Annotated in this window: 7 protein-coding genes; 3 read left to right on the top strand and 4 right to left on the bottom strand. The window is 57.0% G+C overall.

What is annotated here, in order from left to right:
• Window positions 1-51 precede the first annotated feature (51 nt).
• From CA51_RS13875 to CA51_RS13860, 4 genes are all read right to left on the bottom strand, one after another.
• Window positions 52-393 carry a zinc ribbon domain-containing protein YjdM gene (locus CA51_RS13875; protein WP_145121536.1) on the bottom strand — a complete coding sequence of 114 codons (342 nt, stop codon included), beginning with the start codon at window positions 391-393 and terminating at the stop codon, window positions 52-54.
• Between the two features lie 149 nt (window positions 394-542).
• A complete protein-coding gene (locus tag CA51_RS13870; RefSeq protein WP_145124155.1) occupies window positions 543-1943 on the bottom strand; it encodes a DUF1501 domain-containing protein in 1401 nt (466 codons plus the stop codon).
• A gap of 59 nt (window positions 1944-2002) precedes the next feature.
• On the bottom strand, window positions 2003-5041 hold the full coding sequence (locus CA51_RS13865) for a PSD1 and planctomycete cytochrome C domain-containing protein (protein WP_231745681.1): 3039 nt from the start codon (window positions 5039-5041) through the stop codon (window positions 2003-2005).
• A gap of 138 nt (window positions 5042-5179) precedes the next feature.
• Window positions 5180-7747, bottom strand: coding sequence for a polysaccharide biosynthesis tyrosine autokinase (locus CA51_RS13860; RefSeq protein WP_197451177.1), 2568 nt, complete (start codon window positions 7745-7747; stop codon window positions 5180-5182).
• A 551-nt stretch (window positions 7748-8298) separates the two neighbouring features.
• On the opposite strand from CA51_RS13860, the gene CA51_RS13855 reads away from it, so the two are divergent.
• From CA51_RS13855 to CA51_RS13845, 3 genes are all read left to right on the top strand, one after another.
• Window positions 8299-9570 (top strand): 6-phosphofructokinase, encoded by a 1272-nt coding sequence (locus CA51_RS13855; RefSeq protein WP_145121531.1) that lies wholly within the window; start codon window positions 8299-8301, stop codon window positions 9568-9570.
• 232 nt (window positions 9571-9802) lie between these two features.
• Window positions 9803-10897 carry a linear amide C-N hydrolase gene (locus tag CA51_RS13850; protein WP_145121529.1) on the top strand — a complete coding sequence of 365 codons (1095 nt, stop codon included), beginning with the start codon at window positions 9803-9805 and terminating at the stop codon, window positions 10895-10897.
• A 150-nt stretch (window positions 10898-11047) separates the two neighbouring features.
• On the top strand, window positions 11048-12985 hold the full coding sequence (locus CA51_RS13845) for an amylo-alpha-1,6-glucosidase (protein ID WP_145121527.1): 1938 nt from the start codon (window positions 11048-11050) through the stop codon (window positions 12983-12985).
• The last annotated feature ends 170 nt before the right edge of the window (window positions 12986-13155 follow it).

The raw sequence follows: 13155 nt of genomic DNA, 5'->3' as shown, positions 1-13155 counted from the left end.
TTCGGCGTGGGGGAGTGAATCGCAACGTGGAGCCGACCGCGTCGTGGGGACCTAAGCTTTCTTGACGAATTCCGACTTCAGTTGCATCGCGCCCACTCCGTCGATTTTGCAATCGATGTCGTGATCGCCATCGACAATCCGAATGTTCTTGACCTTGGTGCCAACCTTGACGACCAACGATGTCCCTTTGACTTTGAGATCCTTGATCACCGTTACGGTGTCTCCCGATTGCAAAGCATTGCCGTTGGCATCGCGAACACCCGGCTCCTGTTGCTGATCGTCCTCCGCCTGATTGGCGGTCCATTCGTGGGCACAAGACGGGCAGATCAGAAGGATGCCGTCTTCATAGGTGTATTCGGAGTCGCATTCGGGACAGTTCGGCAGATCGCTCATTATGGTTCTCGTCACGGAATCGTCAGTAGGTTAACGCCGCGGACAGTTTAACATTTGAGCGCCGATCGTAACACTGCCGGCTCGGACGGTAGACGACAGCCCCGAGAATGCCGCCACGGTCAACAAGCGTTTTCCGCCGGTGTGAACCGCTAAGACGATTGGATTAGCTCTTTGACGACGTGCCCTTTGACATCGGTCAACCGCATGTCGCGGCCACCAAAACGGAAGGTCGAGCGGGTGTGATCGACGCCCAGCAGATGCAACATCGTCGCATGAAGATCATGGATTTCCAACCGATTTTCGATAGCCTTGTATCCAAATTCGTCGGTAGCTCCGTAGACCGTTCCGGGTTTCACGCCTCCACCTGCCATCCAGATCGTGAAGCCCTGAGGGTTGTGGTCGCGTCCGTTTTTGCCTTGCGCAAACGGTGTGCGACCAAACTCGCCAGCCCAAACGACCAGCGTTTCATCGAGCATGCCGCGCTGTCGTAGATCCTTCAGCAATGCTGCGATCGGTTGATCCACAGCCCGCGCGTTGTTCTCGTGCCCCTGTTTTAAGTTGTTGTGTTGATCCCAGCGGTCGCCGCCCACCGCGGGGCAGGTGAGTTCGATAAAACGAACACCGCGTTCGACAAGCCGGCGGGCCAAGAGACACTGCGATGCGTAGATCTTCGTCGGAGCGTATTCCGCGTCCATTCCATACATCGACTGGATGTAGTCGGGTTCGTCGGTCAGCGACATCAGTTCGGGAACCGCCATCTGCATTTGATAGGCGAGTTCATAGTTCTGGATCGCCGACTCGAGGCTGTCATGTTTGCCGAACTGGTCGACCGCCATGCTGTCCAAGCCGCGAACCAAGGCTAGTTTTCGGATCTGCGCTTCGGCTGATTTCTCCGTTCGCTGAATGTTGGCAACAGCCGAGCCCGACGGTTTGAAGACCGATCCTTGATAGCTGGCCGGCAAAAATCCGCTGCCGAAACAGTCCAAGCCGCCCGGCGGAATCAGGCCGCCGTTGATGACGACAAATCCTGGCAGGTTTTGGCATTCGCTGCCCAGACCGTAATTGACCCAAGCGCCCATGCTCGGCCGACCCTGTAAGCCACTGCCGGTATGCAAGAAATAGTTCGCAAACGTGTGCTCGGGAAACTCCGATACCATCGAACGAACGACCGCAAGTTCATCGACACAACCTGCGACATGAGGAAACAGTGCGCTGACCGGGATCCCCGATTCGCCATGTGAATCAAACTTCCATGGGCTGCCAAGCACCTTGCCGGTGTTATTGAATTGAGTCGGTTCGACGGGGAAAAAATCAGCCGGATCCCTGCCGTTAAACTTCGTTAGGAACGGTTTAGGATCGAAGGTGTCGACCTGCGACGGTCCTCCGTCCATGTACAGAAAGATTACGTTTTTCGCTCGGGGCTGGTGGTGCAGTCCGTGCAACGGGGCACCCAAAGTCTTTGCGTCTTGGCTGCCAGCGGCGAACGCCGGATCGGCTCCCAACGCAGCTAACGCTACCGCGCCGAAGCCGCTTGCGGTGCGCGTCAACATCTCACGGCGCGAAGTCGCTTGTGGTTGCAGTCGCTGGCAGGGGAATTGGAATGGTGAGTTCATCGCAGGAATATAAACTCCTTGGTGTTGATGAAGGCATGGGCCAAGTCGGCCCAGATCGCGAGTTCCGCTGACGCGTCGCTTGTGTCTTGTGATTCGATGAACTGCACTGCCATGTCCAGTTCTTCCGCCGTTGGCGATCTCGCAAAAGCCGACTGATACATCCAGATCACTCGCTCGCGATGGACGTTCGAATCCTCGACCTGCGGAAACTTCTGGATCGTTTGTTCCGCCCAAAGCTTCGCCTGTTCAACGACCATCGGATCGTTCATCAAGATCAAAGCTTGTGCGGGCACGTTGGAGACGTTCCGTCGCCCCATCGCGCTGAACGGAACGGGAGTATCGAAGGTCAACATAAACGGTGAGAGAAAGTTGCGTCGCACGGAAATGTAGATCGATCGTCGACCGTTCCCATCGATCGGACCGCTAACACCGGGACGACCACGCCCGTCCATGAACCCTGTCAGATGAATCGGGATTGGTTCGCCATACATCGCGTCGTCGAGCCGACCCGATATCGAAAGCAGCGAGTCGCGTATCGCTTCGCCTTCCAGTCGTTTTGGCCAACGGTGATGCCAGAGAAGGTTTTTCGGATCGTCGGCGACAGCAGCCGGATCGGCGTGGCTGGACATTTGATAGGTCCGCGACAAGACGATATAGCGGATCAGTCGTTTCAGGCTTTGACCGTCGGCGCGAAACCGTGTTGCCAGATGATCCAACAGTTCGGGGTGCGTGGGACGTTGCCCCAAAACGCCGAAGTCATCGGTGGTAGGAACGATTCCGCGTCCCATCAAATGGTGCCACACGCGGTTAGCAAACACGCGTGAGGTCAACGGATTGTTGGGATCGTTGATTTGTTTCGCTAGCTCCAAGCGTCCGCTGCCGCGTTTGATCTCCATCGGCTGGTTGCCGGAAATGGCCGTCAAAAAGTGACGCGGTTCGCGCTGTCCCGGTTTGCTCGAATTCCCGCGAATCAAGATATGATCGTCTTCGCCGGTGCCGTCCAGCATCGCCATGGCGACTCGCGAATCGTAGCGAATTTGTTTTCTTAGTTCGCTTCGGTTAGCCGCCCACTGCGCGATCAATGCGGTCAGGTCGCTCGCTCGCTGCGTTCCATCGGATAAGGCTTTATTGATTTGCGACTGGCGTATGCTGGCCGCCTCGATTTGCATTGCCTCGGCCGCTTCGACAGCTTTCATCTGTTCCGGCGTCGCGTTCTGGAGCACCAGCGAAACCTCAAGGCTCTGATCCTCCGCCGGGATAAACTCCAAGTGCAGCCGGTGCCCTACGTACCGGTTCAGATTCAAGCGTATCCACGAGTTCTTGCCGTCGATCTTGCGAATCGTCTCGCCGTGCAACGGCCCGGCGACCAAACGGTGCGAATCGACACAAGCGACAACGTGGCCGACGCCTCGGACGCGACATGCGACATTGCCGTGCGTAAGCTCGAACGTTGGTGTTCGTAAGGTCCGTCCGACGCTAGGAAGCTTGTCGAGCGCGTTGCGGTGATGGATCCCTTTTTCGTGGGCCGATTTCAGCCCATTCCAGAATGGATCGTTTACCGCTGCCGAAGTCGTCGCGATTTGAACGCTAGGCTTCCCTTCAATATCGACTAACTGCAGTTGGCCGGCTCGGCGGGGCTGGCTTCCAAAAATGAAGCCGTTCTGCAAATAGCCATCTTCGCGGATCGTGGCGTAGTCGACGAGCACGTTATCGCCTAGCGTCGAAGAAGATTCGCTGGTTCCTGCGCCCACCAATTCTGGTCCTAACGCAGCGGAGAGCTTCGATCGATATCGAGCATCGAGTTCGTCAAGGCGGTTGGCGATTTGTTGGTTGTGATGAATCGATTCGAATCGAACTTCTCGGAAATCGCTCCCTTGAAGAAACCCGGAAAACGCATAGTAATCGGCTGTCGAGATCGCATCGAACTTGTGGTCGTGGCAGCGGGCACAAGCGACAGTGACGCCTAAAAACGTCTTCGACATCACATCGATCATGTTGTCGAATCGATCGGCTTCATCCTTGCGGATATCGACGGGGGAATGCACCCATTCGCCGAGGAACCAGAATCCGGTCCCAAGGATCGATTCGTTATAGTATTCTTCGAGGTTAAGTCGCGGCGATTCCAGCAGATCGCCAGCGATGTGTTCGCGGATCCATTGATCGTAGGGGACGTCGGCATTCAGTCCGCGAATTACATAGTCGCGATACTGGTAGGCGTCGCGAGCATCGTTGTCGAATTCATGGCCGCGGGATTCAGCGTAACGCACCAGGTCCAACCAGTGGCGTCCCCAGCGTTCGCCGAATTGGGGCGAATCTAACAGCCGGTCCACCAGACGCTCGGTCGCGCGGTCACTGGCGTCGTCGAGGAACTCTTGCAACTGGTCGGCGGTTGGCGGTAAGCCGATCAAGTCGAAGTACAAACGTCGGGCCAATGCATTGCGATCGGTATCGACTGCCGGACGTAGACTGGAAGCTTCCAATCGATTCAGAATGAAGCGGTCGATGTCCGACCGAGGCCACGCGGGATCCTGCACGTCCGGCACCGACGGCGATGCGATTGGGTGCCAGGCCCAGTGGTCGGCGGCTCGTTGCTGCAGATCGAAGACTTCCCGCTGCTGGTCCGATTGCGGCGGTGCTTCGTCGGGCCAAGGAGCTCCCATCTCGACCCATTTCTCAATCGCTTGGATCTGCGAATCGGGGAGCTTCCCCTTGGGCGGCATCTCGTAGGAATCGAATCGGATCGCCTCGACTAACAAGCTGCCGTCGACATCGCCGGGAAGGATCGAGGCGCCTGAATCACCGCCTTGCAGCAATGCTTGCCGGCTGTCGACTCGCAACCCTGCCTGCAGCTTGACCGCGTCAACACTGTGACATTCGTAACAATGTTCGACCAGAAGTGGACGGACTTGCTTTTCGAAGAATTCCAGTTGTTCTGGGGAGGACGCGTCGGCAGCATTGCTGGGAACGCTGATGATGCTGAGGAGAAGGAGCGTCGGCAGGAGAGAATACGCTCGCAAAGCAGGTGAGTTCTTCACGGCAACACGCGGGGCAGGAGGGGGAATCGGCGATTCGTAGTCAGCCCGTCACCATCGTCACATGGGAAGGCTAGGGCTATTGTACCGCGTGCGGTTGTGCAATGACACAACCGTTTTGCCGTTTCCCGACGCGGGTCGCTACACCGAGCGACCGCTGCCCGCCGCGGATGCATGCCCCGCGGAATCGTTGCCACCGAGGTTAGCTGTCGAGTCGACGATCGGCGTGTCGTCGGTCGTATCCTCGTAATAGTTGCTGTACTCGTAATTGTCGCCGGTGCCGTAGCTGTTGCCGTAGGAATAGCCATAGCCGGAGCGATAGTGGTCGCCGGTGTAGTAATTGGTGCGCGAGCGATAGTACTTCGATCCGTAACCATAAGCCTCGCGACTGCCGACACCATTGACGACCACGCCCAACACGTTTGCTCCCAGCGTTTCGAGCATTCGCGAAGCGCGGACGGCCATCGGGCGGATCACCTTGCGAATTCGAATCACCAGGATCACTCCGTCAACGCGGCCGGCAATGTTGCTCGGATCCGTAACAGCAAGCATCGGCGGCGAGTCGATCAAAATCAGATCGAACTTCTCTTTCAACAGCGTCAGCATTTGATCGAATTTGGGCGACGAAAGCAGTTCCGCCGGATTGGCTGGCCGCTCGCCACAAGGCATCACGGAGAGATTGGGGATCTCGGTTTCCTGAATCGCTTCACCGACCAAATCGGCAGCCGATTGGCGAGGATCATTGGGCATGTTCTGCACCATCCACGCCACACCACGTTTCGATTCCAGTTTAAACAGCTGGTGAACGCGGGGACGGCGGAAGTCGCAGTCGATCAGCAGAACGTTCTTGCCAGCCTGAGCGGTTGCAACGGCGAGGTTCGCGGTGATCGTCGACTTACCGTCTGATGGAACGGCACTGGTCACTTGGATCACCTTGTTAACGCCATCTCGCTTCTGATTGCTGAAGTAAAGAGCGGTGCGGATCGCGCGATAAGCTTCGCAGAACGTGCTGCGCGGCTGAAAGTAGGTGCACAGACTGGGGTCCAGTTGAGACTTCATCGCCTTGACCTTCTCCATGTCGGGGCGAACCGCAGGGATATGTCCGATCACTGGCATACGCAGGTGTTCGGCGATCTCGTCGGGACTGTGATACGATTTGTCGGACCATTCTAATAGGTATCCGATCCCGCCGGCTCCTAGTAGTCCTAAGAAGCATCCCATCGCGAGATTACGAGACAGCGTCGGCGCAACCTGCCAGCCCTTTTTCGGAGAGTTCAATTCGGAGACGCGGCGACCATCGATTTCCGACACGATGTTCAGTTCATCGAAGCGGGCGACGATCCGTTCGTAAAGTTCGCGTTGGCGACTGATGTCCCGTTCAAAACCAGCAGCCTTGATCTCGGCGCCCTCTTCGATGCGAGCTTGTTCGCGTTCGCTGTTGTATGCGTCGCTGATCGCTGCGAGTTGTTGGTCGAGCGATTTCAGGCCTTGGTCCAATGCGACAAGGCGAACGTTTACCTGACGCTGGAGAGCCAACAATTCGTCTTCGGGCGTGTCTTCGGTTCCAGCTCGCAGCGCCGCCTCACGTTCCGCCTCAGCTTGCAGTTCGTCGAGTTCTTTTTGCATCTCGATTTCGAGCCTTCGTTCGCTCGCTTCGACTTCCGCGATCAATTGCTCGACACCACGGATCTTGATTCGTAGCGAAGCGACTGCCGGATGCGAAGGTGCAAACGATCCCATCAGCTCCTGTTCCTTCAGCTTTAACGGGAACAGCTGGTCTTGGCGCATCATCTCGGAACGTTTCTGAACAGGACGAGCAAGTTTGTCGGTTCGCCTCGCCGTAAACAGTTCGGCTCCGTCCTCTTGTTCCTCTTCAGGAAGCAATGATTCACCCAATGCCTGTTTCAGCATCGCCAGAATGGCTTCGGGTTCTTGTTTGGCTTCCACTGCTTGACTGATAGCTTGGTGTTGACCGAACAGAGTCGTCCGCTCCATGCTCAGCTTCTGCTTTTCTGCCAACAACTTGTCCGCATTTTCGCGGTGAACGCTGGTCCGAGTACCACCGCGGTTTACGAGTAATGTGGTCTGCTTGAACTTGTCGTATTCGCGTTCCAACTCTTGCAGTCGTTTGAGGACATCACCGCGTGCCTCGTCGATGTAGGTCAGCGTCTCTTCGCCGACGTTACGATGCATGCTCTGTAGATATTTCGCGTAGGCATCGACGACAGATTGCACCACGCGTTGTGTTTCGTTGGGATCGTTGCAGGAGAAGGAAACCGTGATTACGTTCCCGGACATATTGTCATTGATCGGGGCGAGAATCAGTTCGCGGCTGCTCGATAGCACCGAAGCGATCTGGTCGTTCGACATTCCGGCGAACGTCTTCGTCTTGCTCAACTCGCCCATTTCAGCCGCATCTCGCAATACCAGCTCGCTGCGGATGACGCGGATTTCATCAGCCAGCGGATTGTTGAACGCTTGGTACTCGATTCCCTCCATCGGCAGGCTATTTGCTGCGTTGGGAGTTGTGATCTGAACTTCGGCAGTCGATTGATAGACAGGTGCCTGCTTGGTGTACCACAAATACCCGAGTCCGACGCCTAGAAGAGCACCAAATGTTAGCAACCACTTCCGACGCCAGAGCATCCCAACGTAATCAAACGTCGGCACTTCGTGATGCCCGCCCAGCGGGTTCATTGATGGATCCATTTGATTCATTATTCGCAGCCGTTTAGCGTGAATTGGTGGGCAGTGGTCGGTTCCGACCTGCAGATGAGAGTACGGAGCCAAGCTTGACGAGGTCCGTGCAGCCATCTTATACGGCTGGTGTACATATACCCAAGTCCTTGACTTAAAATTTGGTAGGAGAAGTTGATTAGCGGCGACTCCTGCGTTGGCCAGGCTATCTGTATCGATTTTCTGGTTCGTTCGTGCGAATATTGACCTTTACAAGACAATTAGGACTCCCCCGAAACGGCCTGCAGGACGGCCCCTTCCGGTGGTGACAGCCTCGGTCGCCGTAGTGGGTAGTTAGTCTATCTCTCGGATAGCCCTCGCAAGGGCTTCCCCACCGTTGCAGCGTCGCCGCGTCGTAGTTCCCCCAAACTACGGAACGGCGTTGTCGTTGGTCATCAGCGGAACGGGCGTTGCTGATTTGGCTGTGCGCCTTAGAATCTAGCCCTCCAGCTGGTCTGCCAGCGAACCCGTTGCCCTTTTCTAATCCTCAATTCACCCATCGAACCGATTCAGGCATCCTTTCAATGACTCAAGAAATTAAACGCGTCGCCATCTTGTTTGCTGGCGGTCCCGCACCTGCTGCCAATTCCGTGATCGCAACCGCTGCCTCGTCGTTTATGAAGGAAGGTATCGAGGTTTATGGGATCAAGCATGGTTACAGCCGCTTAGCTGAATACACAGCTTCCGGACCGATGCGTGAAGGCGTCGACTACATCAAGTTCACCCACGAGATGCTCGCGCACGCGCGAACCAGCCGGGGGATCATGATCGGTACAGCGCGGACCAACCCCGGCAAACACGTTTCGAGTCCAGAGCATCTCGATGACGCCGAACTCTCGGCTCCGCTACGCCGCGTTTACGAAGGCTTGGTTTCCATGGGGGTCGATGCGTTGATCTCCATCGGAGGCGACGACACGCTGAAGACCGCCAATAAGATCAAGATGTTCCAGGATCGGCTGCCAGAAGACGCCAAGAAGTTTCCTGTCGTTCACCTGCCTAAGACGATCGACAACGATTACATGGGAATCGACTTCACTTTCGGCTATTTCACCGCTGTCGAAACCTTGGCCGAAGAGATTCGCAACCTCAACTACGACGCGTCCGCGGGCCGCGCCTACTTTATCTGCGAAGCGATGGGCCGCAGTGCTGGCTGGTTGGCATACGGTGCAGCAATCGCCGGCGAAGCCAGTATGGTGCTGAGCGTCGAAGACATCGCAGGCAGTCTGCGTGGCGAAGAAGTTATCAACGCGGAAACTGGCGAAACACGGCCGGTGATGGAAATCGACCGGGTCATCGATCGCATGGTCGATATGATGTTGGCTCGCGAACGTCAGGGCCGCGAGTATGGAGTGATCGTGATCGCCGAGGGGCTGGCTGAATTCCTGCCGAGCAAAAATCTCGAGGGTATCGATCGCGACGAACACGGCCACATCGCGATCTCGCAGATCAATCTCGGTGCGATGATTTCTGGCCTGCTGACCCGCCGTTACGAAGAACGGACCGGTAAGACCCGCAAAGTCAACGGTCTGCAACTCGGTTACGAATGCCGTTGTGCTCCCCCTCACGCATTTGACGTGATGCTCGGATCGCAGCTTGGTGTTGGTGCTTACCGTGCATTGAAAGAAGAAAAACTCAATGGCGTGATGGTTTCGGTCTCCGGACAACTCGACCTTCACTTCGTCCCATTTGATAACTTGGTCGATCCTAAGACTCTGGTTACCAAGGTGCGATTTATCGAAGGCGACAGCGACTTCTACAAGCTCGCTCGCTTCCTGGAAACCTGCGTCGAAGATTGATCGACGCGCCGCTGCCTCGGTTACGTGGGAGCAAACACTTGCGAAGTCGGCCAGGTAGCTATGCCTGGGCGACTTCGAGGACGACGTGTGTTGAAGTCCGCCACCGGCGGATTGGTAAGGTAGATTGACTGGGAGTAGCGTCCGTATGCCGACGCGCTCCTGACAATGTCGAAGGCTTCCATCTCGGAAGCAACCAGCCCAACACCAAACTCAAAGCTTAGGAGTCGTCCGCTTGAAGTCTTTCTGGAACATCACTGCTTGCTGCGCGCTTGTCGCGTTATCCATCCTCTCGGCTTCACCCGCTCCCGCCTGCACGGGGATCACGCTTTCTCCAAAGGATGGTTCCGTGATCTTCGCCCGGACTTTGGAGTTTGCTACCGATCTGAAGTCGAACGTGATCGTCGTTCCACGCGGCAAGGAATACGTCGGAACGGCGCCTGGGAATCAGCCCGGTCTGCGTTGGACCACGAAATATGGAACGATCGGTGCCAATGCGGTCGATCTCCCTTACATCATCGATGGAATCAATGAGAAGGGGCTGCACGTCGGGCTCTTCTATTTCCCAGGTTTTGCGAAGTACCAAACGGTCGAAAAACAGGACTTCGAGAAATCGTTGGCCCCTTGGGAATTCGGTACCTATCTGCTGGGAACCTGCGCAAACGCGAACGAAGCCGTCGCGGCGGCCGGTAAAGTTCTCGTCGGCGACGCGGTGCAAAAGGAGATGGGAATCGTACCTCCGGCGCACTTCATCGTCTCCGACGCCGCTGGCAACTGTTTTGTGCTGGAGCATGTCGATGGGGAACTGAAGGTTCACCAAAACCCGTTTGGCGTGATCACCAATTCGCCCGCGTTCGATTGGCACGTTACGAATCTCAGTAACTACATGACACTTTCCCCCGAGAATAAATCGAATATCGATCTCGCTGGAAAACAGATCGCCAGCCTCGGACAGGGGAGCGGCATGCTGGGGCTGCCCGGCGACTTTACGCCGCCATCGCGGTTCGTTCGCGCCGTCGCCTATTCGCAGACCGCTCTGCAGTCCGCTGATGCCAAGGCGGGTGTATTGCAAGCCTTTCATATTTTGAACGCGTTCGATATTCCAGTCGGTGCCGCCGCGGGTGTCGAAGGCGGGCATCGTGTCTTTGACCGCACGCTTTGGACCAGCGTCGCCGATCTGAAAAACGGTCGGTTCTATTTCCGCACGTTGGAGAACAGCCAGATTCGAATGGTCGACATCACAAAAGTTGATCTCGACGCAGCAGAAGTACAAACGATCTCGATGCGGGGCGATGAGCAGATCGAAGACCTCTCAGCCACGGCGAAGTAGTTCGGATCAGATCGATTGCGAAGGTAAGGTCTGCTGGCGAGCCCGCAGGTGATTGCGTATTTGCAGCGGAAAAGTGGAGTGGGATTCTTGTAGTGTGACCATTCCTATCCGGCTCTGCATACCCGGCTCCTTTTGAATGGCGGTGCTGTGATGACAGTTGATGACGACCGCGATCTCTCCGAATGGCTCGAGACCGATGGGCTCGGCGGCTTCGCTTCCGGAACGGTCTGCGGTCAACGGACGCGTCGCTACCACGCGTTGCTGTTAGTCGCGGAAAAGCCGCCTGCCGAGCGCGTGGTGCTTGTCAACGGTATCGACGTCGTGGTGGAAACGCCCGACGGGGAGTATCCGATCTCGACGCAGTACTATCGCGGCGATGTCCGTTCGCCCGACGGTGGCAAACGGCTGGAATCGTTTTCGATCGATCCGTGGCCGACGTGGCGATTTGAGATCAACGAGGCGGTCACGATCGTCCAAGAGCTGTTCGTTCCCGAGGGGCTGCCTGGCGTAGCCATGCGTTGGCGAGTGGAGGGACCGCGACGTGGACTTGCACTACGCGTGCGTCCTTTCCTCTCGGGACGCGATTTCCACGCGTTACATCGCGCAAATCCTGATTTCGATTCGACGACGTATCGCGCGGCCGGTTCGCTCTCATGGCAACCCTATCTCGACTTGCCATCGATCCACGCCCAAGCGAACGCTCGGTTTGTCGAAGCGCCCGATTGGTACTACGGCTTCCTTTATTCAGCCGAACGGGAGCGTGGCCTCGACGACTTGGAAGACCTTGCCACACCGGGTGAGTTCCATTGGGACTTGAATCCGCAAGACGCTTACCTTTTACTGTCGGCCGATCAGCCGATGAGTAAGCTTTCGGAAAACGAGGGCCTTTCGGCGGAGGACTGTTTCGCAGCGATCGCGCAGAAGGAACGTCACCGCCGCGAACAATCGGGGCCGGAAGTGGAGACCGTTCGTTCTTACATCGTCAAGCGTGGCGAAGGGGCTTCGGTGATCGCCGGTTATCCGTGGTTCGGCGACTGGGGACGCGATACGTTCATCGCCCTCCGAGGTCTCTGTTTGACGTCGCCCGCTCGGCTCGCGATCGCCCATCGGATCTTGTTGTTGTGGTCCGAGACCGTTTCGCAAGGGATGCTCCCCAACCGGTTTCCCGATCGCGGCGACACGCCCGAATACAACGCAGGCGATGCTTCGATGTGGTACATCGTGGCGGTTAAAGAGAGCTTCGACGCTCACCGCCGCGAAAATCGAGGGCTTCCGCATGAAGAGACGACCCGTATGTTGGCCGCCATCGATGCGATCTTGGATGGATATACCGCAGGGACACGCTACGGCATCCGAATGGACGACGATGGTTTGATCGCGGCGGGAGAGCCGGGCGTGCAGCTGACTTGGATGGATGCCAAAGTCGGCGACTGGGTCGTCACCCCGCGGATCGGCAAGCCGGTCGAAATCCAAGCCCTTTGGATCAACGCCCTCGCCTTTGCAAGCCGTTACGACCGCGATCGGCGTGCGCAGCTGGAAATCGCCCAAGCATCGTTTACTGAAAAGTTCTGGAACGAAGCCGACGGGTACCTTCACGATATTGTCGATCTCGACCACGTATCGGGAAGCGTCGACGCGGCGTTTCGTCCCAACCAGATCTTTGCCGCCGGCGGGCTTCCGATCGCGCTGTTGGACAACGAAAAGTGCCGCCGCGTGGTCGAAGCGGTCGAAGCTCGCTTGCTCACTCCCATCGGCCTGAGATCGCTCGCCCCCGGTCATCCCGATTACAAGCCGCGATATCAAGGCGACCTGCGAACTCGCGATGCTGCGTATCATCAAGGGACGGTCTGGCCGTGGTTGATGGGCCCGTTTGTCGAAGCATGGTTGAAAGTCCACGGTGGCTCGGCAGCCGCCAAATCGCAGGCAAAGCAAAGGTTCTTGCAACCGTTGCAGGAACATTTGCAACAGGCGGGGCAGGGGCATATCAGCGAAGTCGCCGACGCCGAACCGCCTCACACCCCGCGCGGCTGCCCATTCCAAGCCTGGTCGTACGGCGAATATCTGCGGATCCAAGCGATGGTTCGCTGAGCGCGATTCGGCGACACTGTGGTTCCAATCGTGTATGCTGGTGTGGTTGTGCCTGTCGACGCACTTCACCCTCCCACGGCTTGCCGTGGGAGGGTCGATAAACGAGCCTTCAGCGAGTTTTTCGGGGAGGGCTTACCGGAACGCCCCACGCGGGTTCGGACCTCCGGCAA

The sequence above is a fragment of the Rosistilla oblonga genome (assembly GCF_007751715.1).
Lineage (GTDB): Bacteria > Planctomycetota > Planctomycetia > Pirellulales > Pirellulaceae > Rosistilla > Rosistilla oblonga.
Note: the sequence above shows the minus strand (reverse complement) of the source record. Positions and strands in the feature narration are given on the sequence as shown.